Source organism: Paenibacillus pasadenensis DSM 19293 (genome assembly GCF_000422485.1).
GTDB lineage: Bacteria > Bacillota > Bacilli > Paenibacillales > Paenibacillaceae > Paenibacillus_O > Paenibacillus_O pasadenensis.
This window is the reverse complement of the sequence record NZ_KE383848.1, coordinates 342,849-366,312: the sequence shown is the minus strand read 5'-3', so window position 1 is coordinate 366,312 and position 23,464 is coordinate 342,849. Positions and strand designations below refer to the sequence as shown.

Below are 23,464 nucleotides of genomic sequence, written 5' to 3'. Positions count from 1 at the left end.
AGGACCGGAGGGCAAGAGCTTTTTTTGTGCTTCGCTCGGGTCGAGCGGCAGTCGGGCTTCTGCAACCCGATTTTTTCGGGTTGCAGCTTGCCGAGCGGGCTGTCGGGACTCTGCAACCGGACTTTTTCGGGTTGCAGCTTGCCGAGCGCGCTGCTGGGCTTCTGCAACCCGACTTTTTCGGGTTGCAGCTTGCCGAGCGCGCTGCCGAGCTTCTGCAACCCGACTTTTTCGGGTTGCAGCTTGCCGGGCGGGCTGTCGGGCTTCTGCAACCCGACTTATTCGGGTTGCAGCTTGCCGGGCACGCTCGCGGTCCTCTGCAACCCGACTTTTTCGGGTTGCAGCTTGCCGAGCGTGCTGCCGGGACTATGCAACCCGACTTTTTCGGGTCGCAGTCTTGATCCACGCTCCCCAATGCAACAACTAAAGCCGAGTTACTCGGTTTTTCCGCGCATCTCCGCCGTCGGAGCATCCATTCGAGCCGAGTTGCTCGGTTTTTCCGCGCATCTCCGCCGTCGGAGCATCCGTTCGAGCCGAGTTGCTCGGTTTTTCCGCGCATCTCCGCCGTCGGAGCATCCGGTCGAACCGAGTTGCTCGGTTTTTCCGCGTATCTCCGCCGACGAGGCATCCGGTCGAACCGAGTTGCTCGGTTTTTCCGCGTAGCTCCGGTGTCGGGGCGCATGCTGGAGACCAACGGAGCCGCCGGGTTGAGGAGTCCGAGATCGGCAGAGTCCTTTCGGCGGACACCGGCGGACATCGACTTACACCGCCGGGCAGAGCCTGCAACAGCCGCCGGGCAGAAGGCGGCTTCGCTCAGCCGACCGGCTCGCGGCCGTCCTTGCGGATCGTCCGCCGCTGGGAAGAGTAGATGCTCGCGGAGCCCGAGCAGAGATAGGCGATGACGCTGGCGACGAGCAGATAGGCCGCCGCGTCGGCGCCGAACAGCTCCAGGCCGAGCACGAAGCACGCGAGCGGCGTGTTCGCCGCCGCGCTGAACACGCCGACCAGGCCGAGCCCCGCGAGCAGCGGAGCCGGCAGCTGCAGCAGCGGAGCGAGCGCATGGCCGAGCGTCGAGCCGATGACGAACAACGGCGTCACTTCGCCGCCCTGGAAGCCCGCGCCGAGCGTGAGCGCCGTAAAGACGAGCTTCCATAACCAGGCGAACGGCTCGACCGTCCCCGCAGGAGCGAACGAGTCCTGCAGCAGCGGCAGGCTCAGGCCAAGGTAATCCCCTCCGCCGACCAGCAGCGCCAGCAGCACGATGACGGCGCCGCAAGCTGCGGCGCGCCCCGGCGCCGGCGCGACCAGCCGCGTCGCCAAGCGCCGCACGCCGTGCACGGCGGCGATGAACAGCCTCGCCGCCAGGCCGAACGCGACGGCCGCGATGGCGACGGCCGCCAGCGTGCCGAAGCTTTCGGCCGGCACTTCGCCAATCCGATAGGCGGCATGGCCGATGCCCCAGGCGCGCGTCACGGCATCGCCGACGAGCGCGGCCACGAGGCAAGGGTAAAGCGCCCCGTGCCGCAGCATGCCGATCGCCAGCACTTCGACGCCGAACACCGCGCCCGCCAGCGGCGTGCCGAACACGGAGCCGAAGCCGCCGGCCATGCCGCAGAGCAGCAGGATGCGCCGGTCGGCGGCGCCGGACCGGACGAGCGTGCCGGCGAGCCAGGCGAGCGAGCCGCCCATCTGCACGGCCGTCCCTTCCCGGCCTGCCGAGCCGCCCGTCAGATGGGTCAGCACGGTGCCGCCCAGCACGAGCGGGGCCATGCGCAGCGGGATGCGCTCGCGGCCCTCGTGGATGCTTTCCAAAATCAGATTGCTGCCTCGGATCGCCGTTCCTCCGTACTGCCGATAGATCCAGCTGACGAAAAAGCCCGCCGCCGGCAGCAGGAACAGCAGCCAGGAATGCTCCAGCCGCGTCTCCGTCGCCAGCTCCAGGCTCCACAGGAACAACGCCGACGCCGTGCCCGCCAATGCCCCGACGAGCGAGCCGAGCGCCAGCCACTTGAGCAGGAAGGCCGCCATGCCGCCCGCGCCCTTGCCCGCTTCCGCCAGCCGCTTTTTCAGGCCTGTGGCTTCTCTCATGCCTTTTCCTTCTTTCCTGATCGTGTTGGCCAAGGCAAAAAGGCCCGTTCCGGGCCGATCCGCCTGCGCAGGCGCCTGCACCTGCACCTATGCCGGCGCCGGCGCCTGCACTTGCACCTTCACCTACGCCGGCGCCTGCACCTACGCCTGCACTTGCGCCTGCACCTTCACATGCACCTGCACCTATGCCGGCACCTGCACCTGCGCCTGCACCTTCACCTGCACCCTCACCTTCACCTGCGCCTGCCATCGCCTAACCGCGCGACTTCGGCTGCGCATCCGGCCGCGTCCGTGGCTGACCGGTCCCTGCGCCTGCAGCTGCGTTCATGTCCGCGTCTCCGACCTTGTCCGCGCCTAAGCCTCCATGGACGGCGGCTCGCCGGACGCTCTGCGCCGCGCCTTGTGTCCGCGCCGCAGCAGCAGCGCCAGCACGGAGCCGCGGCCCGGGACGGCGCTGTAGGCCGCATCCTCGTCCGGCGCGAGCAGCACGCCCAGCTGATGATGCTCGCCGGCGAAGCGGGCCCGCTGCACGAACTTGACCTGTCCGTCCAGGTTGAGCACCTCGAGCCGGCAGAAGGCGGAGTTCTCGTGCAGGGCGGCATGCAGCTCCTCTTTGGTGCGCACGCCTCGTCCGTTCACCTTGCGCAGCACCTCGCCGGCCTCGAGCCCCATCTCCTGCGCCGGCGTGCCGGGCAGCACGCCGAGGATGCAGAGGCCGCGCTCGTCATGGACGAACCGCGGCGGCCGCTGCCGCTCCCGGCGCTCCGCCAGCCGCGTCAGCGCTTCATGCAGGCCGAGCGCCGCCAGCGAAGCGACCAGGACGAGCGGCCGCGCGTACGACGCCGCCAGCGCAAGCGCGCCGAGGATCAGGCTGTAGATCAGCAGCCGGCGCGAGGCGAGGCGGGCCGCCTGCTTGGGCAGCTCGGACAGCGCCAGGTCCGTGAAGCCGATGACGGCCGGCAGCGCCAGCACCGTCCAGCCGGCGCTCCAGCCCTCTCCGCCGAGCAGCGGCGTCCAGGGCAGCGCGGCAGCGGCACCTTCCGCTCCGCCGGAGGCCGGCACGAGCAGCAGCAGCGGCACGGGCCACAGGCCTTGCAGCGAGTAGCCGCCGATCAGCTTGCCCCGCTTGCCCTCCAAATAAAGCGGCGAGGCGAGTCGCTGCCCATCCCTCTTTACGAGCAGCGCCTCCGCGACATGCAGCAGAGCGACGAGCAGCAGCAGGCCCGGCATGTCGAGCGCCGCCAGCGACGTCCCGAGCCGTCCGGCCGTCCCGCCGCTTTCTTCCAGCGACAGCAAGCCGCTGGCTGCCTGCAGCACGCCCAGCACGCCTGCGCTGTAGGCGAAGCATAGGAAGCGTACGCGCAGCAGGGCGAGCGCAGCGGCCGTGCCCCAGAGCCAAAGCACGGCATCCGGCGTCAGCGCCGCGCCGATGAAGGCGGCGGCGATGCTGACGCCGGCGCCCGCCAGCAAGCCCCATCCAGCGGCCCGGAGCAGCAGCAGCGGCCAGGCATGCAGCCGCACGTGGAAGTGCGAACGCTCCGTGACGGCGAGCCGTCGATAGAGGAATCCCATAACGATCAAGGCCAAATAATAATAAGGCTGCGCCAGCAGCCCAAGCGCCGCCGAGCCGTACTGCCGCAGCAGCTCCAATGTCAGTTCCAAGCAAGCACCTCATTTTCCTTCAGGCTGGCTAGACCGTATGGTTTCGACGCGCAGAGGCCGGATTCCTCCCCTGAAGGAAGAATCCGGCCTCTGGTCGAAGGCGCCCCTGCTCAATGCCGCGGCGCCCCCTTGCCCTCGCGAAGCGCCTGCACGGCCGCCTCGAGCTGCGTGTCATGCTCGTCTCCGCTGACCCAAGCCTGCACCGCCTCCTCCAGCTTGCGCTGGGTCGCCGGATCGGCCTGGCCGCTCGCCCGCAGGCCGCTGGCCCGCTGGAAGCCGCGCACTGCCTCGGCGGTGCCGCTGCTGTAATAGCCGTCCAAGCGTCCGGGGTCGTAGCCGAGCCCTTTCAGCATGACCTGCAGGCTTTTCGCGTCGTCGCTGATCGCATCGGCGGGGATCGTGGCCGTCTTGGACAGCCGCGTCGCGGCGTACAGCGCGGGCGGACGGACCGCCACATCCGGCTTGATGCCGCGCTTGTGGATCCAGCCGCCGCTCGGGGTCAGCCACTTGGCGATCGTCATCTTGACGAGCCCGCCCTCGAGCTGGCGGTCGTAGCTGACCTGCACGGTCCCCTTGCCGAAAGACGTCTCGCCGACGAGCACCGCGCCCGCCGATTCCTGCAGCGCTCCGGCGAGGATTTCCGAGGCGCTGGCGCTGCCTTTGTTCATCAGCACCGCGACCGGATACGGCTTACCGCCGCCCTCCGACAGCACCTGCTCCGGCTTCGCCCCGCGCTGCGCGATCTGCAGGATGGGCTTCCCCTTCGGCACGAACGGCTGCGCGATCCGCTCCACGACCGGCAGGATGCCGCCGGGATTGTTGCGCACGTCGATGACGAGCCCTTTGAGCTCGCGCTTCTCCAGCTTGGCCAGCTCAGCCGCGAACCGGTCGGCCGTATTCAGCGAAAACTGGCGGATCTCGATCAGGCCGATGCCGTCCGCCAGCCGCTTGCCTTCGACCGTCTCGATGTCGATCTCGGCGCGCATCAGCTTCACCGCGAACGGATTGGCCCTTCCCGCCCGCAGGATGACCAGCTCGGCCGCGCTGCCCTTCGGCCCGCGCAGCTTGGCGACCGCCTCGGAGATCGGCAGTCCGGACAGGCCGACGCCGTTCACGGACAGGATGACGTCCTTCGCCTGCAGGCCGGCCTTCTCGGCCGGGGAGCCCTTGATCGGCGAGACGATGACGACCTTGCCGCTCTCGGACGTCACCTCCGCGCCGACGCCGCCGAACGCGCCTTCGACCGTCTCGGAGAACTGCTTCGCCGCCCCGGCGTCCATGTAGGTCGAATAAGGGTCGCCCAGCGCCTGCACCATGCCGCTGAGCGCGCCGCTGATGAGCTTGTCGCGGTCGACCGGCTCGTAATATTGGCGCTGGATCAGCTCCATCACGGCGCTCAGCCGCTGCGCCTCCTCCTTGGTCAAGCCGGCGGAGGCGTCCTGACGCTCTCCGGCTTGCGCCGGGCGCGCCGCTTCCGCTGATGCCGGCTTCGCGCCCGCCTCTCCCGCCGGCCATGCTCCTCCCAGCAGCAGCGCCGCGGCCAGCGACGCCGACAGCACCGCCTTCAGCCGGCGCGGCCCGGCCGCTGCGTTTTCGTTTCGGTTCATGCTCCCTCTCCTCTCTTCGTCCGGCGCTCCTGCACGGGAGCCGGATCTTCCGCCGCTTAGTATGCGACAGAGAGGAGCGGATTATTTGGCAACGATGGCAGGAGCCGCGAGGCGGCTTGCCGGCTAGCCGTCCGAAGCGAGCATCGCGCGGGCGAAGTCTGTGAAGTCCCCTAGATGCAGATCCAGGATGGAGCGGAGGATATCCGGGTTAAGCTTCTGATAATCATGTACGGCGATATTCCGGAAGCCGACCATTGCCTTCATCTTGTCCGCCAATTCGGAGTCAAGCCGTCCGCTCTGCTCCAGCAGCTCAAAGGCGTCCCGGCTCGTCTGCGGCACGCCGAGCTTGCCTGATGCCACGACCGCCATCGCCAAGTCGATGCTCGCTTCGCAGGCGCGCTGAAGATTGAGCACGATCGAGTCCTGCTTCGTAAAGTCGTTCAGGTGTTCGGGTCTCCCTTGATACACTTCTCCGATCCGTCTCAAACAGCGTTCGATGTTTGCCGCTTTATTGAGGATGACGTCATGCTTCATAGATGCTCCCCCTTTCCCGGATCGACCGCAGCACGGGCGAACGCTCCTCGTTGAGCTTGGCATACATTTTATAGACCTGAGTCCGGAGCCGGAGATCCAGGTCTTCGTCCTTGCAGCGGAGCGTATGGCCTTCGCTTAAAATCTGCATCTGCATGACCGTCGAAGCTTCCTTCAGATCGACCAGGTCGACCTCCCTGCCCAGCCGGCCGGCCAGCTTCTGCGCCAGCAGGAACCTTTCGTAAGCAGAGAGCGGCTTGCCGCCGTAATAGGCGAGATCGATATCGCTGTCCGCCCGCATCCGACCGGCCGCGGCCGAGCCGAAGAGCAGGAGGAGATCCGGCGAGACGGCCTTTTCAATCTCGTCCACCGCGATATCCAGGTCCAGGCGCGCATCCATGCGATCACCGTCCTTCTGAATTCGTTTCCCACATCTTCCTAAATCCAGTATAGCAAAAAACCGTCCAAGCGAATCGCCCGGACGGTTCCTTCCTGTTGCTTGAGCCGCGGGCGCCATGCCCGCGTTTCGCCGCATTCCTCAGTTCGCTTTGCCTTTCAAGTAAGGAAGCGGATTGACCGGCTCGCCATTTTTGCGCACCTCGAAGTGCAGGTGGTTGCCGGTCGAGTTGCCGGTCGAGCCGACCTCGCCGATATGCTCGCCGCGCTTGACGGTCTGGCCCTTTTCCACCAGGATGCCGCCGTCGCGGATATGGCCGTAGATCGTCCACAACCCGCCGCCATGGTCGATGACGATGCAGTTGCCGTAGCCGCTCCACCACTGGGCGACGAGCACGATGCCGCCTTCCGCGGCGTAGATGTTCGTGCCCGCCGGAGCGGCCATGTCGACGCCGGCATGGAGCTTGCGAGTGCCGCTGATCGGGTGGATGCGATAGCCGAACGGCGAGCTGAGCCGGTACGAGGCCTTCACCGGCGCGCCGAGCTGGCCCCCGCTGTAGGTCGTCTTCAGCGAGTTCTTCTTCTTGATGAGCGCGGATTCCTTGGCGGCCAGCTCCAGCAGCAGCTTCTCCTGCTCCTCGCTGATGTCGCCGAGCTCGTCGAGCTTGGTGTTGTAGGAGGAGATCAGCTGCGTCTTCTGCGCTTCCTTGCTGGCCAGCACCTGCTGGTACTCGGCCACCTTGGCGTACAGACTCTTCACCTCGGCCAGCTTCTGCTCGACCTCGGCTTTTTTGGCGACGACGAGCTGCTTGTCCTGCTTGCGGTCCAACAGCGTCTCCTTGTCCTGCACCATGATCGTGTGCAGCGAGTCGAGACGGCCCAGGAAGTCGGAAAAGCTCGTCGCGTTCAGCAGCACGTCGAGGTAGCTGACGCGGCCGTTCATGTAGGTGACGCGCATGCGCGACTGCAGCCGCTCGTCCTGCCGGGCGATCCGCTGCTCCGCCTCGTCCAGCTCGCGGGCTGTCTGCTCCAGCGCCTGCGTCGTGCTGGATACCTGCGACTGGACGGCGCTCATGCGCGAGCCGACGGTGTCGATCTCGGTCATGACCGCCTTGAGCGATTCGGCGGTGTAGAATTTTTGCGTCAGCACGGTCTTGGACTGCGCATCGGCCTGCTTGCGCCCTTGCGCGGCCGCCTGCATCTGCTCTCGGACCTGCTTGAGCTCGCGGTTGATCTTCTCGGACTGCGACAGCGCGCCGGCCGCTTGCGGCATGGCGGTCAGGATAAGCGCGCCGGCGAGCACGGAGCCGGCCAGCTTGCGGATCGTTCTGTTCAAGCTGCTTTCCTCCTACACTTTCAAGTATCTGCGGACGGACAACACGCTTCCCCACACGCCGAGCAGCGTGCCGATGCCGATCGTTACCGGAACGATGATGCCGGCCGCCTCCTCCATCGAGACGAGCCGGATGCTCATCAGGCCGAGGTCGAACTCGGACTGGCGGATGAGCTCGCCGTAGCCGAGCACGACGACGGCGGCGGTCAGCGCCGAGGAAAGGAAGCCGATCAGCGCCCCCTCGACGAAAAACGGCCAGCGGATGAACGCGTTGGTCGCTCCGACCAGCTTCATGATGCCGATCTCGCGCTGACGGGCGATGATCGTCGTCTTGATCGTCGTGGCGATCAGGAACATCGCCGTCACGGCCAGTCCGGCGACGATGATGAGGCCGATGTTGCGTACGGCGCCCGTGATCTTGAACAAGGTTTCGACCGTGCCTTGGCCGTACTTGATCTGCTGGAACGCCGGCGGGTCCTGCGCGGCGCTGACCGCCTGCACCTGCGACGCGGCGGCCGCGATCGTCTGCGGGTCGTACACCTCGATCGTGAAGCTCGCCGGCAGCGGGTTGTCCTCGCCCTGGTAGTCCTCCAGCAGCTGCTTGCCGTCGGCGCCGAGCATCTCGCTCATCTCCTGCAGGTTCTGCTCCGGCGTGCGGTACTCCACGCTCTTGACCTCCGGGATGGCGCGCAGCTTGGTCTCCAGCGCGGCGGCGCTCTCCGCCGTAGCGTCCAGCTGCAGGAACGCCCGAATCTCGACCTGGCTCTCGAGCTGGTCGGCGAGCTTGCTGACGTTGAGCGCCAGCAGCACGAATACGCCGAGGATGAACAGGGAGATGAAGATGCTGCTGATCGACGCGAAGCTCATCCAGCCGTTGCGGAAGATGCCGCGGACGCCCTCGCGCAGATGCCTCGCCAGCGTCCTAAGCTTCATAGCCGTATTCCCCTCTCGCCTGGTCGCGCGCGATCAGTCCGTTCTCGATGGCGATGACGCGCTTGCGCAGCGTGTTGACGATCTCGCGGTTATGGGTGGCCATGACGATAGTCGTGCCGCGGAAATTGATCTCCTCGAGCAGGTTCATGATGCCCCAGCTCGTCTCGGGATCGAGGTTGCCGGTCGGCTCGTCGGCGACGATGACGCTCGGATTGTTGACGATCGCGCGCGCGATCGCGACGCGCTGCTGCTCGCCGCCGGACAGCTGGGCGGGCAGATGCGCATGCTTGCCGCCGAGCCCGACGAGCTCGAGCACCTCCATCGTGCGCTTTTTCATCAGCTTGCGCGGCGCCTCGATGACCTCCATCGCGAACGCGACGTTCTCGTAGGCGGTCAGCTTGGGCAGCAGCCGGTAATCCTGGAAGATGACGCCGATATTGCGCCGCACGTACGGGATCTTGCGCGGCTTGAGCTTGCCTATATTGAAGCCGTTCACGAACAGCTGCCCTTTGGTCGGGAACTCCTCGCGATAGATCAGCTTCATGAACGTGGACTTGCCGGCGCCGGAAGGCCCGACGATGTACACGAATTCATTGCGGTCGATGACCACGGATATGCCCTTGAGCGCATGAGCGCCGTTCGGGTAGGTCTTCCAGATGTCCATCATTTCAATCACGGGTATCGCTCACATCCTGTCTTTTTTCCGCTTATGACTGTTCGACAGAAAAACCGGATTTCCTTTCCAGAAAGCCGTTTTCTCCTTCATTTTCACAATTCTCATCGTTCGCCGCGCTGAGGCGCGGGCTTTCGACATCGCCGCAGGCGGCAAGACTGTCGAATGCTCCGGACCGGAGCGTTTCAAGCCTCCTTATTTACATCGGCTAGCGGCTCTCGCTTTGTAGATAAATGTCGAAAAAAAGAAGCCGGCCTGCTTTCGCAGAGCGGCTTCGGAGGAGATGATCTATTGTTCCGGCGGGAGCTCTTCCAGAGGCAGCCGGATCCGGTACTCGCCTTCGATATAATTCGGATAATTGGAGATCTCGAATGTCAGCGGCTGCTTGTAGTCGCCGGGGCCGTACGTGTAGCTGAGCTTTTGCCTTCCGTCCGGGTCGCTCGTCTCCGTGCCCCCTTGCAGATGCAGCCCGAAGCTTCTGCCGTCCGCATCGGTAAAATCGCTGCCGAGCACCGAGTAGGAGCGCGATGGAGAGTCCGGCCCGTCGACGCGCAGCTCGAAGCCGAGCTTCATTCCTTTCGCATCCACGCTGCTGGAGATCAGCTTCAGGCGGTCGTCCGGCGCTGCCAGCAGCTCGCCTTTCTCCGCGTCGAGGACGATGAGGCCTTTGTCCTTCGGCAAGGCGCGGAACGTCTTGCCGCTCAAGTAGAGCGACTTGGGCTGGCGGAAATAAGGACTCTGGAACTCGAAGCGCACCTTGTGCTCCTCCAAGCTGCCCGCCGAATAGCCGACTCCTCCCCACTCCGTGCCGGAATCGTCCGTCAGCTTCATGTCGACGGGGCCGTACAGCTTCATCGTGTTGGCCGGGTCGTACTCCGCCTCGATGGCGACGCTCAGCGGCGAGATGCGCATGCTCGTGAAGCGCAGCTGCTGATTTTCAATCGAGATCGTCTCCTCCAAAGGCAGCGTGCGCGACTTGTCGGCGAACAGCTCGCGGTCGACGGGAAACTGGAAGCGGTACGGAGCTCCGGCCACCTCGACTTGCAGGTCGAGCCAATCGGGGAGCGGACTGCCTGGCTGCAGCATCAGCTCCATCGTCTGGCGCTTGACCGCCTCCTCCCTCCCGTCGAACGAGAAGCCCGCTCCCTGGATGACGCTCTGTCCGTTCCGGTCAAGCGCCCTCACCTTTCCTACATCCGCATGCTCGTTCTCGCCGAGTCCCGCCACCGTATACACGAACATCATCCGATAGTCGTCGGCGACCAGCCCCTCCAGCGTCACCTTTACGCCCTCGTGATCCTGGGTCAAATGCAGCGGCTGCAGGTAGCCTTCGTCGAGCGCGTCCTGCACCGTCCGGTTCAGGCTGTACTCCTCGCGGATCGCGTCCACGATCGCCGCCATGCCGGGCAGCTGCCTCACTGCCGAAGCGAAAGCCGGCGAGATGCGGATCGACGCGAGTCCGACCGCCAGCACGAGCGCAAGCGTCAGCGCCGCAGAGCCGAGGCGCTGCCAGCGGCGACGGCTGCGGCGGCGAAGCCGGCCTTGCGCCATGCCCGCGGCAATAGCGGCATCCGCGCGCAGCAGCAGCTCCGGCGACGGCGGGCGTCCGCCCAGCTCGGCAAGCCCCTGCTCCAGCCTTTCTCCATGCCGATCGAGCTTCGGATCCAACCGTTCTCCATGCCGATCATCCATGCTCCATCCCCTCCTTCGCGCCGCGCTCCCGGCGCAGCTGCCGCAGCGCCCGGTTCAGCCATGTCTTGATCGTGCCCTCCGGCTTTTCCAGCGTCCGCGCGATGTCCGCCACCGTCATGTCCTCCGCATACTTCAGCAGCACGAGCTGGCGCAGCTTGGGCTCGAGGCCGGCCACCGCCTCCTCCAGCTCCAGCCGCGCGCCCGGATGCTCGCCGCCCGCCGCGCTCTCCGGCACGACCGGCACCGGCTGCTGCCGCTTGCGCCGCCTGCGCTCATCGGCGCAGGCGCTCAGCAGGATGCGGACGAGCCAGGTGCGGACATGCTCCGGCTGGCGCAGCCTCCCAAGCGCCGCGTAAGCGCGGCAGGTCGTCTCCTGCAGGCATTCGAGCGCCGCCTCCTCGTCCCGGAGATAGGCGAGCGCAATGCGCAGCAGCTGCTCCTTGGCCCCGGCCATCAGCTCGAGGAACGCCTCATCCTCGCCCTTCTGCGCCCGGCGGACGAGCTCTGCCGCTTCTTGGCCCCGTTGTTCCATGCGCTCCGACATTCCCTCGCCGTCCTTTCTCGTTCACCTTCGCTATTAGACGGGGAGAGCGAGGGTTCGGTTTTGGTTTTCTTGAAAACGTTGAAAAACCTTGATCGGCACGGGCCGTCCAAGGCTGCTGGCGGTTTCAATTACGGCGGACTTGTGATAATATGGGAGTAGAATGCATAACATAAACAAGCCGCAGACGCTGTAACGTCCACGGCTTGGCAGATCGGCCGCTTTAAGAGCGGTTAGGCTGGCAGGATATCAACTCATAGGAATAGGTCGCTACCTTCCAGGGCGGGCGGCCTATTTCTTTTTGTTAAGGGCGACGATCGAAACGACCAGCGATAACAAGGCGAGCAGCAGCCCGCCGAAGCCGATCATAAGATCCAACGCATCCTTAACCGTCATGGCATGACCTCCCTTCCGAGAGGCTCAACCTAGACCGCCCATAAAGCCCGTTCCCTTTCTGCTTCCTGATTATACCAGGATTCGACGTTATTCACTATAGCTCGCGGCTACGGAGTTCTCTCTAGCAGCGGCCTATCCTCTCCTTGCCGGGAATTCCCCCACCTCCCGGTCCGCGACGAAGCGTCAGCCCTCCGCCCGCGGAAGCTCCAGCCGCTTGAGCGGCTCGATGGCCGGGCCCTCCAGCACCGTGCCGTCATAGCCGAACCGCGAGCCGTGGCAAGGGCAGTCCCAGCTGAGGTCGCCCGCGTTCCACTTGCACTCGCAGCCCATATGCGTGCAGGTCGTGTCGACCAGATGCAGCGCGCCGCCCGGCTCGCGATAGCCGCCGGCGCGCTTGCCGGCGACCTTGACGACGCCGCCCTGGCCGGCCGCGAGCGCCTCCGGCGATTCCATCGGCGAGTCCAGCTTGCCGGCGAGCAGCTGTCCGGCGACGTTCAGGTTCTCGCGGACGAACGTCTTGATCGACGGGTCGGCATGGAAGCGCGACGGCTTGAACAGCTCCAGATGCAGGCTCTGCCCGGTGCGGACCATCTCCTCGAACGTGAGCGCCGCCAGCGTGCCGGTCGTCATGCCCCATTTGTTGAAGCCGGTGGCGATCAGCAGGTTCGGATGCTTGTCCCGGATCGGGCCGATGTAAGGCATCTCGTCGAGCGTCGTCAGATCCTGCGCCGACCAGCGGTACGCGATGCTGCGGACGCCGAGCAGGGAGTCGGCGTATCGCTCCAGCGCCTCGTAGTGCTCGATCATCGGCGGCCCCTGGCCGGTCTTGTGGTTCTCGCCGCCGACGAGCACGACCGGACGGCCGTCCAGCTCGGCCGCGCGCAGCGAGCGCACCGTCTGACCGACGGACAAGTACATGCCGCCGGGAAAAGGCTTTTCCGCCTCGACCGCCAGCACGTACGAACGCTGCGCATGCAGCCGCGAGAAGTACAGTCCGCCGCCGTCCGTGAACGGGAAATGCGAGGCGGACAGCGCCCAGCTGCAGTCGACGGTGCCGCCGGCGGCCGTGCGCAGCTTGAGCCGGCCGTCCTGCTTGCCCTCCTCGACCTTGTCCGTCACGGTCGTGTATTCATGGACGACGAGGCCCTGCTTCAGCGCTTCCTGCAGCAGCGCCTGCAAATACTGCAGCGGATGGAAGCGGGCCTGGCCCGGCAGCTTGATCGCGCCGAGCTCCGCAAGCCCTTCGAGCGGCAGCTTGTCGACCCACTCGCCGGGCAGGCCAATCTGCCCGTATGCCTTCCACTCCTGGCGCAGCGTCTCGAGATCTGCCTCGTTGTCCGCGTACAGGTAGGCGTCCTCGGTCTTCAGCCCGCACTCGATGCCGAGCTCGGCGACGGTCCGGACGATCCACTTGAGCGCTTCGTCGTTGGCGTCGAAATACTGCTTGGCCTGCTCCCGGTCCAGATGCTTGAGCAGCTTGTCGTAGATCGCCCCGTGCTGGGCGGTGATCTTGGCCGTCGTATGGCCCGTCGTGCCGTCGAGCAGCGGTCCGGCTTCCAGCAGGACGACCTTGAAGCCTTGCTTGGTCAGCAGGTAGGCGCTTGTAATGCCGGCGATGCCGCCGCCGACGATGGCGACGTCCGCCCGGACGGTGCCCCGGAGCGACGGGAACGAGGGCAGCTCCGTCGTCGCCCGCCAGAGCGACTCCGGGAGCTGAGGCAAGCGGGAAGGCTTGCCAGATGGCGAGGATGAGGGGTCCATGAGATGCCTCCTGAATTGGATTTCCTCTCCTCTGTATGCCCATCTCCGTCCAAGCCGAAACCGGCTAGTCGTTCAAGCCCTTTCCCTCCAGGATCGGCTGCGTCCACTTCTCGATCCGGGACACGCGGGTCTTCGCTTGCTTGGGCTGCGAGAAATGAAGCAGATAAGCTCTCCTCCGGCCCGGCGTCAGCGCGTCGAAGGCCGTCTTGAGATTCGGCATCTCGGCGAACCGCGCTTCCAGCTCCACCGGCATGGGGAACGCCTCCGTCTCCTTCAGCTTCACCTTCAGCCCGGCCTTCTCGTTTTGGACGGCTTCGAGCACATACGCCGTCACGACCTCTTTCATCTCCTCGATCTGCTGCGCGCTCGTGAAGCGGAGCTGGCGAGCCGCCTGCACGTTCTCGGTCTGCTGGACGAGGATGCCTTGCGGGTCCTTCAGCAGCGCCCCTTGAGGGAAGAGCAGCGCGCAGTAGTCCTTGAAGCCGTGAATGAGCGCGATATTCGCCTCTCCCAGCGTGTAGCAGGGATGCATCCACTTATAGTCCTCGGACAGCCCGCAGTCGAGCACGATCTGCCTCAGCAGCTCGTACTCCTCCTTCCACTTCTGCGCTTTTTTGATAAAGACATCGACTCGCGCGTTCGTCGCATTCGCTGTCATGCCGAACCCCCTCTCTTCGATTCCGTTTCCGGCCGGCCCCGCGAGCCGGCCTTTCCGCAGCTAGGCGACAAGCTTCTCCAGCTCGGCCAGCCATTTGCCCCAGCCGAAGCGGGCGCCTTCGACGGCTTGGGACGTCGAGATGCCGGTCTGCTCCAGATGGAGGTTGACCTTGCCGCCACCGAGCTCCTGCAGCGTCCATACGATCGTATGCTCCTCCATGGCGCTGGTCCAGGTATAGGACAGCTTCGTCGGCTCCTCCACGACCAGCACCTCGCCGGAGATGACTCCGTCCCACCACTGGTTCGGCGTCGTGCGGAACTGGAAGCGGCGGCCGACGACCGGCTCGAAATCATTGTCCATCGGCTCCCCGGTATGGATGTTGGCGACCCACTTGGCGAGCTTCTTGGAGTCGGTCAAAGCGGACCACAGCTGCTCGACCGTCGTCGAAAACGGAAAATCCATCGTTAACGTCTGGCTCATCGTTGTTCTTCCTCCTCGAGTAAAAGCTGATTCAAACGCGCCATATTGGCGCTCCAAAACTTGCTATAGAAAGCCACCCAGTCTTGAATCTCCCGGAGCGGAGCGGCGTTCAGCCTGAATCGCGTCTCCCGGCCGACCTTGCGATCCGCCACCAGCCCGGCCTCCTTGAGGATGGCCAGATGCTTGGATACGGCCGTCCGCCCCATGGCGAACGGCGCCGTCAGTTCATGAAGCGGAATCTCCTCTTTTGCGGCCAGCATCTGGATCAGCCGGCGCCGGGTCGGATCTGCAATGGCTTCGAACACATCCCGCTGCGGGCCGTTCTCGCTCATGACGTCCTCTCCCTTACCTGTTGTGCATGGACCGGCTCAGACCTGCTCACGAGCCCGGCGGGCGAGCGCCCGCGGCGCTCCTGAAGCTCAAAGCTTGCGGCTATGCGGACGCAGCGCCCAGGAAGCGGCGGCGAGAGCGGCGTAAGCCAGCGGAAGGAAAACCGGAAACCCGTACTCGTGGTCGAGCGCATGGGACCATGCCGCTCCCGTCATGAGGAAGAAGAAGCCGGCGTAGGCCCATTCCTTCAGCCGGGGAAAGCCGGGAACGACGATCGCGACGACCCCTAGCGCCTTCCAGATTCCTAGGATGGTCATGAGGTAAAGCGGGTATCCCAGATTCCGCACCAGCTCGATGTTCCCTTCCAGCCGCATCAGCTGGCCAAGTCCGCTCAGCAGCATCGCCGCCGCGAAAAACAGCGTGACGGTCCAATAAGCGGCCGCTTTCCCTCGGGATCGCGGACTTGCGTTCAAGCTCGCTGCCGTGCCGGTCTGCATGCTCATCTTTATTTCCTCCTCATCGGTTCGGTTTCCTGCCCCGTCCGCCATGCCGGTCGATACGACACCATTTGGTGGCCCATTTAGAATACGACACCTTATGGTGTCGCGTCAATGCCAGGAGCTCTTTTTTTCGCTGAAAAGAACAAAACCCAAGCGCCTCGGAAAGAGGGCTTGGGTTCGATGCGGGTCTGTTACACGAAGCTGCGCGTATCGTCGCTCCTCCCGAGCTTGAACGCCGCCGCCAGGAAAAACACCAGCGCGAAGGCGAGCAGCACCGCGATGTGGAGCGGAATGTCGGCGTATTGGCCGCTCTGCAGGGCGTCGATCGACGTCAGCACCCAGCGCTGCGGCATGAAGTCGCCGATGCGGCGGATCGTCTCCGGCATGATGCTCGCCGGGAAGAAGCAGCCCGCCAGCAGGCAGCTCGGGGTGATGATGAAGTTCGAGAGCGCGCTCGCCATCGCCGAGCTGCGGGAGAAGGCGACGATCGCGAGCGACAGGCTGACCGAGACGAGGCCGAACAGCAGCAGCAGGGCTCCGAGCTCGGCGAGCGGCATGCCGGCGTCGATGCCGAAGCCGAAGCGCATCACGCCGAGCGCCAGCGCGATCTGCACGGCCATCACCGACAGATTGACGAGCGTATTGGCGAGCACGTACGTGCCGGCCGGCACCGGCGAGGACAGGATGCGCAGGTAGGTGCGGTTTTCGCGGCTCTTGAGCAGCATCTCGGACAGATTCACGGCCGACATGAGCATGAACAGGATGAGGAAGCCGATCGCCTGCGCGCTCATCGACCGGGCGACCGACGTATCGCGGGCGGACTCCGCCGTCAGCTTGAACGCGCCGTCGCGATAAGCGGCGTACATCGCCTCGAACGCCGCGCCGTCTCCGTCCGCCGCCCGGCTGATCGCCGCGACATTCGACAGGTAGGCGTCCAGCATGCTTTTGACGTAAGCCGTCACCGACGCTCCCTTGACCGATTCCAGGGCGATTCCCTGCGGATGGCCCGCGGCGGCGGCGGCCGAAAAGCCAGGCTCCAGCAGGAGCGCCACGTCCAGGCTGCCGGAGGCGATTTCTTTTTTCGCTTCCTCGCGGCCGAGCTCCTGGACCTGCACCTCGCGCAGGCCGCCGACATAGGCGGCCGTATCGGCGGCGATGCGCGCCGCTCCGTCCTCGTTCACGATCGCGACCCGCAGCGGCGGCGACTGCGTGCCGGAGTAGAGCAGCACGGAGGTCAGCACGCCGACGACCGGGAGGCCCAGATAGAGCATCCAGCTGCTCCGCTTGCGGAACGTGCCGCGCAGCATGAAGCCGAACAGCCAAGCCAAGTCCTTGATCATGCTACAATTCCTCCTTTTTGTTCATATGCCAGGCCGATGCGGCGAGCAGCAGCAGCGCCAGCCCCAGGTTGAGCGCCATCGTCTGCAGAGCGGGCGCGATCTGACCCTCATAGACGAGCCGCGACAGCGAGGAGTTGGCCCAGTAGACCGGCGACCATAGGTTGAGAAGGCTGGCGTCCGCGGCCTTCGTTGAGACCGGGAAGTACGCGCCTCCGAAAAAGGCGGCCAGCTGCACGAGCAGCATGACGACTCCGCCTGCCGATTTGCCTTGCAGCAAATAGCTGAAGAACAGCCCGAGGCTCGTCGCCAGCAGCACGACGGTCAGCAGCAGCGCCAGCGCCAGCGGCAGGTTGTCGCCCCAGTAGGCGCCGAACGCCCACTTGCTGAGGAGCACGACCGCCAGGATGCAGACGCTGTTCACGACGACGTTGCCCAGCACCTTGCCGGCGAAGATGTCGCTCTTGCGCACCGGAGCCGCCATCAGCCTGGCCGCGGTGCCCTGCGCTCTCTCGCCGGCGACGAGGCGCACGGAGGACAGGGCTCCCCACAGCGCGACCGCCACGGTCATGGCCAGCGCGTAGTAGTCCATCGAGCCGGGCTTGCGGTTCTCGTCGATCGAGCGCTCCTGCACATAACCGCCGGCCGATTCGGAGGCGGAGAAAGCGCTCTGCAGCGCCTGGGGCCGCTGCGCGCCGATCGCCGCCGACGCGTTGTAGCGGTCGGCGAACGCCTGCAGCATGCCTTGCGCGATGTTGCTCTCGATCGGATGGCGGGTGCTGCCGTGCACCTCCATGCCGGAGGGAGTCAGCCGCACGAAGCTGTCGTAGCGGCCCGCTTCGACTTCGGCGGTGCCGTCGGCTGTGCCCGAGGCGTCGGTGAAGACGACGCCATTCGTCTCGGCCTGGCGGCGGAACGCGGCGAACGCCTCGGCAAGCGGCTTGTCGCCGCCGCTGGCGTCCTGGACGAGCACCTGCGGCTTGAGGACGGCGCCGCTTTCCGAGTCGAAGGAGCCGGACAGCGCCGTGCCGAGAATGAGGATGAGCAGCAGCGGGAAGCCGAGCAGCAGGAAAAACGTCTTCCGATCGCGGAAGTCGGTCCGGATTTCTTTGAGCGCGATGCGCAGCATAGGGGTCATCGGTCCAGCCTCCTCAGCGATCCCGCAGGCTGCGGCCGGTCAGCGTCAGGAATACCGTCTCGAGATTCGGCTCGAGCTCCTGAAGCGAGCGGATTTCCGCTCCGCCTTCCATCAGCGCCTTGAGGATGCGGTTCAAATTGTCGACCGAGGCATCGCTCTGCACGCGCAGCGCGCCTTCCTTTTCCGTCACCGCGCGCACGCCCGGCACCTGCTGCAGCTCCTGCAGCCGGTACGGCGAGCCGGGCTTCAGCTCGATCGACAGCTCCTTGATGTCGGTGATGATCGCCTTGAGCTGCTCCTTCGTACCGTCGGCGATGATCTTGCCGTGGTCGACGATCGCCACGCGGCTGCAGATCTCCTCGACCTCCTCCATGTAGTGGCTCGTGTAGATGACGGTGCAGCCGGACTCGTTGAGCTGCCGCACCGATCCGAGGATGTAGTTGCGCGACTGCGGATCGATGCCGACGGTCGGCTCATCCATGATGATGAGGCGCGGCTTGTGCGCGATCGCGCAGGCGATGTTGAGGCGGCGCTTCATGCCCCCGGAGAAGCCGTCCGGCTTGGCTCCGGCACGGTCCGAGAGCCCGACGAATTCGAGCGCCTCCTCGGCGCGGGCCTTCAGCTCGGCGCCCCGCAGGCCGTACAGGCCGGCGAAAAAGGCGACGTTCTCGAAGGCGCTCAGCTCGCCGTAGATGGCGAGGTCCTGCGGCACGATGCCGAGGTTCAGCTTCGCCTGGCGGGTCTGCTTGCGGACATTCTGGCCGAGGATGCGGATCTCGCCGCTCGTCGGCACGAGCAGCGAGGCGACCATGTTGATCGTCGTGCTCTTGCCCGCTCCGTTCGAGCCGAGGAAGCCGAAGATCTCGCCCTCCTTCACGTCCAGCGTCATGCCGTCCACGGCGATGAAGTCTCCGAATTTTTTGGTCAGCTGGCGCAGCTCCAGTACGTTCATGCTCCCCATTCCTTTCGTCTTGCGCGTTCTTGTTGATCCTATCCTAACGAAAAAGGGCGACCTCATGTCAGTGCATAAGTTCACCCTTTGCGTATGAGAAAGTTCATGAGCGGAGGAAGCTGGCGCAGGGCGTCGGCATTGTGCGACTTCTAACCCTTCTAGAGCGTTTGAAGGTCAGACATAAAAGAGGCGCTTCACCGCCGCCGCGCGCCGCGGAGTTGCGCGGAAAAACCGAGCAGCTCGGCTCGAACAGGCGCTCTGGCGGGGGAGTTGCGCGGAAAAACCGAGCAGCTCGGCTCGAATAGGCGCTCTGGCGGCGGAGTTGCGCGGAAAAACCGCGTAACTCGGCTCGAATAGGCGCTCTAGCGGCGGAGTTGCTCGGAAAAACCGCGTAACTCGGCTCGAACAGGCGCTCTGGCGGCGGAGTTGCGCGGAAAAACCGAGCAACTCGGCTCGAGAATAGGCGCTCTAGCGGCGGAGTTGCGCGGAAAGCCCGGCCGGCCGGCGTGCGCGGGACCTTCGCAGACGGCGCAAGCGCCGCTTGCCGCTCCATGCGGCGGTTCCGCGCGGGCGCTCCCGCTCAGCGCTGCGCTTCCGGGCAAGGCAGCAGCGTCGTCACGCGGAAGCCGTCGCTGCCGTCGGCGACGACGGTGCCGCCGGCGCTCGCGGCGCGCTCCTCCATGCCGGCGATGCCGAGCCCCTTGACGATGCGCGCCTGGCCGCGGCCGTTGTCGGACACGACCGCCTGGACGTAGCGCCCGAGCACGCGCACCTCGACATGGACGGCCGACGCGCCGCTGTAGCGGGCGGCATTGGTGAGCGCCTCGGTCACGTTGCCCTGGACGATCCGCCAATGCAGCGCCCCGATCCGCTCCAGATCGCCCGCATGCGTCACGCTCGCCTGCATGCCGCTCGAGGCGCGGAACGCATCGACCGCTTCGCGCAGCCGGCTCATGCCGAGCTGCTCGGGCGGCGGCTTCATCCGGTGGAGCGTCCGCCGGATGTCCTCGATCGCTCCCTTGGAGATGCCGATCGCGTTCTGCAGCAGGCCGCCCGCCCGCTGCGGGTCTTCCCCCAGCAGCCGCTTCGCCGCCTCCATCTGGATGAGCGCCCCGGTCATCGCGTGGCCGACGCCGTCGTGGATCTCCTGGGCGATCCGGCTCCGCTCCTCAAGCTGGCCCGCGTATTCCGCGATCCGCTGCAGCTCCTGCCCTTCGCCGATGCGGGCGGACAAGCGGCGCAGCTCGCCGCGCAGCCGATCGAGCTCGTCCTCCTGACGGAGCGACCGTCGATGGAGCCGGCTGAGCGTCGCATAGTTGAACCAGGACAGGCTCCAGACGAGCGCATAGGCGGCGCCCAGTCCGCCGCCGAGCGCCGCCAGCGGCAGCAGCGAGGCGGCCAGCAGCGGCGCCGTCCGCCTGGCGCGGAACGAGGCGAGCTCGTACGCGCTCAGCGGCAGCAGCAGCAGAAACGGCGGCGCCTCCAGCCAGGAGACGGCCAGCAGGAAGAGGATGACCGCCGCGATGGCGGCCTGCTGCAGGCGCGGCTGCCGCAGCAGATGCACGCATAGGTTCAGCGCCGCGTACAGCAGGAAGGACAGCAGCAGCAAGCCCGACGGCTCCTCCTGCTGCCCGAAGTACAGCGTGTAGACCAGGTAGAGCAGCAGCAGCAGCTTGTTGCCGATCGTCCAGAGGCGGCTCATGTCAGCGCAGCTTCCCGGTCAGATAATAGATCGCGATCTGCGTGCGATGCTCCAGAGCGGTCTTGTTCAGGATGGAGGTGATGTAGTTCGCGGTCGTCCCCTCGGACAGGAACAGCTCGCGCGAGATCTCCTTGTTGGAAAGGCCGCGGGCAATGCCCGCCATCACCTCGAGCTCGCGCTCGGTGAAGCGGCTGCGGTCGATCGGCGGAGCCGCCTCCGCAGCGGGCGATGCACCGGGCGGGGCCGCATCGGACGGCGCCACGCCCCGAGCGCGCGCCGGCGGCGAAGCGGACGGCGCGGCCGCGGGGCCGGCCCCTTCCGCGCTCTTGCTTCGCCCGCCAGGGGCGGGCTTTTCCCCCTCTGCAGGCAGCGCGGATCGGCCGTCAGCCGGCGCTCCGAGGCCGGCAGCGAAGGAGCGCAGCTTGTCGAGCACCGCTTCCTGCAGCACGCTATGGCCGCCGTGCACGCTGCGGATCGCGGCGGCGATCTGCTCGGGATCGTTGTTTTTGAGCAGATAGCCCTTGGCCCCGCAGCGCACCGCCTCCACGACCGACGCGTCGTCGTCGAACGTCGTGAGCATGAGCGGCTTGACCGAGGTGCCCTCCGTGAGCAGCCGGGCCGCCTCGGTGCCGCTCATGCCGGGCATGCGGATGTCGAGCAGCGCCACGTCCACCGGATGCTCCTTGCAGTAATCGACCGCCTGCAGGCCGTCCTCGACGGCGGCCACGACCTCGAAGTCTCCGAACGAGGAGAGGATGATCCGCATGCCTTCCCGGATGAATGAATTGTCGTCGGCGATGAGCACCTTGATGGTCACGTTCGTTCCGCCCCTTTCAGCGGATAGTTTACCATGAATGCCCATCTGCCGGATATAATCGTCCGCCTCCCGGCATAGATCTAGGAGACAGCTTGTCGGAGGGAGGATGGTCCTGTGAAAAGGCTTCATCTGCTGCTCATCGTCGTGCTCGCCTTGACGCTGGCGGCCACCGCCATCTGGGGGATGCTCTGGATCTACGGCTCCAAGGACAAGGTGCCCGCCGGCACGGAAGCCGCCGGCCTGCCGCTTGGAGGCTTGCACCGCGCCGAAGCGCTGCAGCTGCTGCAGACGTACCGGCAGGCGCTCGACAGCCGCGTCGTGACGCTGGCGGACGGAACCCCGTCCGCCTCTTTCGGCGCGGACAAGCCTGCCGCCGCGGACGCGGCCGGCAGCGGCGGCGCAGCGGACGGAGCGAGCAGCCGAGCACCGTCGCCAGGGACGGCAAGCTCCGGCGACGGGGGCGCTCCGGCGCAGGCCGCAGACGGCGCTCCGCCGGGCGAGAGCGGCGCCGAGCGCAGCCGCGGCTGGACGCTCGCCGAGCTCGGCTTGCGGCTCGATGCGAGCGGCGCGGAGGCCGCGCTGAAACGGCTCGGCACCGGCTCGGCCTGGGAGCGGGCCAAGTACCGCTGGCGCTGGAAGCGGCAGCTGCCCGTGCGGCTGCTGGACGATCGGCAGGCGTTCGACGCGGCGATCCGCTCGGAATGGGGCTTTTATGACGAGCGCAAGCCGGTGGACGCCGTGCGGACGATCACCTCCTACGACCAGGTCGTCTATACGCCCGGGCGCAGCGTCATGCATCTCGATCTGGACCGCCAGCATGCGGAGCTGCTGCGCTGGGCCTCCGCCGAGCCCGCCCCGGCCCGCTCCGGCGCGCGGCTGCGCGGCCTGGACGGGCCGGCGCTGCTGCGGGAGCTCGGCCGCGAAGCCTCCCGCGAGACGCCGCTGCTGCTCCGCTCGGTCGCGCCGGCCAAGACGGTCGAGTCGCTGAAGGCGGAGGGCGTCGAGCGGCGGATCGCTTCGTTTTCGACCGATTATCGGACCAGCTCGCAGGGGCGGGCGTTCAACGTCTCGGAGACGGCGCGCACGCTCGACGGCTGGGAGATGAAGCCGGGAGAGGTGTTCGACTACGGCGAGATCATCCGCATCACGGAGCGCGAGACCGGCTACCGCGAGGCCCCCGTCATCCTCAACGGACAGTTCACGCGCGGCATCGGCGGCGGCATCTGCCAGGTGTCGAGCACGCTGTACAACGCCGCGCTGCGCGCCGGCCTGGAGATCGTCGAGCGGCGCAACCACTCCGTGCCCGTCTCCTACCTGCCCAAGGGCCAGGACGCGACGTTCGCCGAAGGCGTCATCAACTTCCGCTTCCGCAATACGACCGGCAAGCATCTCGTCATCCGCGCCACCTCCGGCGGCGGGCAGCTGACGATCAAGCTGTTCGGCACGATGCCGCGCGAGGTGCGCTACTCCGTCGCGTCCAAGACGGTGCGCACGCTGCCCGCCCCCGTGCAGCTGCGCCGCAGCGGAGGGCTGGCGCCGGGACAGCAGATCGTGCAGAAAAAAGGCCGGACCGGCTACATCGTCGAGACGTACCGGATCAAATATGTAGACGGCAAGGAAGTGTCGCGCGTCCGCCTGTCCCGCGACACGTACAAGCCGCAGCCGTCCGTCATCCTCGAAGGACCTGCCGCGGCCCCGGCCCCTGCGCCCGGCCCCGAGGCCGGACCGGAAGGCGCCCGCGAAGCCGGTCCGGCCGGCGGCGCGCCGACGCCCGGCGGAAGCGCGGCGCCGACTCCGGCTCCGGCGGGAGACCGCGGCGCGCTGGCCGCCCCGGAGGGCGGCATGGAGGGCAGCCCAAGCGATTTGCTCGAGGATGGCCTGCGCGTGCTGCAGCCCGAGGTCCTTTTGCCCGGGCTGACGGAGAAGCTCGTCGGCTAGCG

At 66.3% G+C, this 23,464-nt stretch carries 23 protein-coding genes; 2 read left to right on the top strand and 21 right to left on the bottom strand.

The window, feature by feature from the left end; all coding sequences use genetic code 11:
- The first annotated feature begins 26 nt into the window (after window positions 1-26).
- A complete protein-coding gene (locus H582_RS0114220) occupies window positions 27-398 on the top strand; it encodes a hypothetical protein (RefSeq protein WP_028599050.1) in 372 nt (123 codons plus the stop codon).
- 412 nt (window positions 399-810) lie between these two features.
- Here H582_RS0114220 and H582_RS27670 read toward each other — a convergent pair whose 3' ends face one another.
- The 21 genes from H582_RS27670 to H582_RS0114115 form a co-directional block, all read right to left on the bottom strand.
- Window positions 811-2,085, bottom strand: coding sequence for a chloride channel protein (locus tag H582_RS27670; RefSeq protein WP_127464455.1), 1,275 nt, complete (start codon window positions 2,083-2,085; stop codon window positions 811-813).
- 354 nt (window positions 2,086-2,439) lie between these two features.
- Entirely contained in the window at window positions 2,440-3,747 is a 1,308-nt protein-coding gene (locus H582_RS0114210; RefSeq protein ID WP_028599049.1) for a PDZ domain-containing protein, read from the bottom strand.
- 110 nt (window positions 3,748-3,857) lie between these two features.
- Complete coding sequence (locus H582_RS0114205; protein ID WP_052333258.1) at window positions 3,858-5,354, bottom strand: S41 family peptidase; 1,497 nt, start codon at window positions 5,352-5,354, stop codon at window positions 3,858-3,860.
- A gap of 123 nt (window positions 5,355-5,477) precedes the next feature.
- Window positions 5,478-5,888: a type VII toxin-antitoxin system HepT family RNase toxin gene (gene hepT / locus H582_RS0114200; protein WP_028599047.1), complete on the bottom strand. Its 411-nt coding sequence runs from the start codon at window positions 5,886-5,888 to the stop codon at window positions 5,478-5,480.
- On the bottom strand, window positions 5,878-6,285 hold the full coding sequence (gene mntA, locus H582_RS0114195) for a type VII toxin-antitoxin system MntA family adenylyltransferase antitoxin (RefSeq protein WP_028599046.1): 408 nt from the start codon (window positions 6,283-6,285) through the stop codon (window positions 5,878-5,880). Before mntA ends, hepT begins: the two co-directional genes overlap by 11 nt.
- A 138-nt stretch (window positions 6,286-6,423) precedes the next feature.
- Complete coding sequence (locus H582_RS0114190) at window positions 6,424-7,617, bottom strand: murein hydrolase activator EnvC family protein (RefSeq protein WP_052333257.1); 1,194 nt, start codon at window positions 7,615-7,617, stop codon at window positions 6,424-6,426.
- A 12-nt stretch (window positions 7,618-7,629) separates the two neighbouring features.
- Window positions 7,630-8,547: a permease-like cell division protein FtsX gene (gene ftsX, locus H582_RS0114185; protein WP_028599044.1), complete on the bottom strand. Its 918-nt coding sequence runs from the start codon at window positions 8,545-8,547 to the stop codon at window positions 7,630-7,632.
- Entirely contained in the window at window positions 8,537-9,223 is a 687-nt protein-coding gene (gene ftsE / locus H582_RS0114180; protein WP_028599043.1) for a cell division ATP-binding protein FtsE, read from the bottom strand. The genes ftsX and ftsE overlap by 11 nt, the downstream gene beginning before the upstream one ends.
- A gap of 285 nt (window positions 9,224-9,508) precedes the next feature.
- A complete protein-coding gene (locus H582_RS0114175; RefSeq protein WP_084137295.1) occupies window positions 9,509-10,912 on the bottom strand; it encodes a DUF4179 domain-containing protein in 1,404 nt (467 codons plus the stop codon).
- A complete protein-coding gene (locus H582_RS0114170; protein ID WP_228551720.1) occupies window positions 10,905-11,456 on the bottom strand; it encodes a sigma-70 family RNA polymerase sigma factor in 552 nt (183 codons plus the stop codon). The genes H582_RS0114175 and H582_RS0114170 overlap by 8 nt, the downstream gene beginning before the upstream one ends.
- Before the next feature lie 288 nt (window positions 11,457-11,744).
- Window positions 11,745-11,849: a putative holin-like toxin gene (locus H582_RS0114165; RefSeq protein WP_028599040.1), complete on the bottom strand. Its 105-nt coding sequence runs from the start codon at window positions 11,847-11,849 to the stop codon at window positions 11,745-11,747.
- Window positions 11,850-12,032: 183 nt separating this feature from the next.
- The gene (locus H582_RS0114160; RefSeq protein ID WP_028599039.1) at window positions 12,033-13,610 is read right to left on the bottom strand and encodes an FAD-dependent oxidoreductase; all 1,578 of its coding nucleotides are present in this window, start codon (window positions 13,608-13,610) and stop codon (window positions 12,033-12,035) included.
- 64 nt (window positions 13,611-13,674) lie between these two features.
- Complete coding sequence (locus tag H582_RS0114155) at window positions 13,675-14,268, bottom strand: YdeI/OmpD-associated family protein (RefSeq protein ID WP_028599038.1); 594 nt, start codon at window positions 14,266-14,268, stop codon at window positions 13,675-13,677.
- A 60-nt stretch (window positions 14,269-14,328) separates the two neighbouring features.
- Window positions 14,329-14,748 (bottom strand): SRPBCC family protein, encoded by a 420-nt coding sequence (locus H582_RS0114150; protein WP_028599037.1) that lies wholly within the window; start codon window positions 14,746-14,748, stop codon window positions 14,329-14,331.
- The gene (locus H582_RS0114145) at window positions 14,745-15,080 is read right to left on the bottom strand and encodes an ArsR/SmtB family transcription factor (RefSeq protein ID WP_028599036.1); all 336 of its coding nucleotides are present in this window, start codon (window positions 15,078-15,080) and stop codon (window positions 14,745-14,747) included. Before H582_RS0114145 ends, H582_RS0114150 begins: the two co-directional genes overlap by 4 nt.
- Window positions 15,081-15,167: 87 nt before the next feature.
- Window positions 15,168-15,581 (bottom strand): DoxX family protein, encoded by a 414-nt coding sequence (locus H582_RS0114140; RefSeq protein ID WP_028599035.1) that lies wholly within the window; start codon window positions 15,579-15,581, stop codon window positions 15,168-15,170.
- A 188-nt stretch (window positions 15,582-15,769) separates the two neighbouring features.
- The gene (locus H582_RS0114135) at window positions 15,770-16,918 is read right to left on the bottom strand and encodes an ABC transporter permease (RefSeq protein ID WP_052333256.1); all 1,149 of its coding nucleotides are present in this window, start codon (window positions 16,916-16,918) and stop codon (window positions 15,770-15,772) included.
- Window position 16,919: 1 nt separating this feature from the next.
- Window positions 16,920-18,053, bottom strand: a complete 1,134-nt coding sequence (locus H582_RS0114130; RefSeq protein WP_084137294.1) for an ABC transporter permease — start codon at window positions 18,051-18,053, stop codon at window positions 16,920-16,922.
- 13 nt (window positions 18,054-18,066) lie between these two features.
- Window positions 18,067-19,005, bottom strand: a complete 939-nt coding sequence (locus H582_RS0114125; RefSeq protein WP_028599032.1) for an ABC transporter ATP-binding protein — start codon at window positions 19,003-19,005, stop codon at window positions 18,067-18,069.
- 580 nt (window positions 19,006-19,585) lie between these two features.
- A complete protein-coding gene (locus H582_RS0114120; protein WP_028599031.1) occupies window positions 19,586-20,707 on the bottom strand; it encodes a sensor histidine kinase in 1,122 nt (373 codons plus the stop codon).
- A 1-nt stretch (window position 20,708) separates the two neighbouring features.
- The gene (locus H582_RS0114115) at window positions 20,709-21,524 is read right to left on the bottom strand and encodes a response regulator transcription factor (protein ID WP_028599030.1); all 816 of its coding nucleotides are present in this window, start codon (window positions 21,522-21,524) and stop codon (window positions 20,709-20,711) included.
- A gap of 114 nt (window positions 21,525-21,638) precedes the next feature.
- On the opposite strand from H582_RS0114115, the gene H582_RS27665 reads away from it, so the two are divergent.
- A complete protein-coding gene (locus tag H582_RS27665) occupies window positions 21,639-23,462 on the top strand; it encodes a VanW family protein (RefSeq protein WP_052333255.1) in 1,824 nt (607 codons plus the stop codon).
- Window positions 23,463-23,464 lie beyond the last annotated feature (2 nt).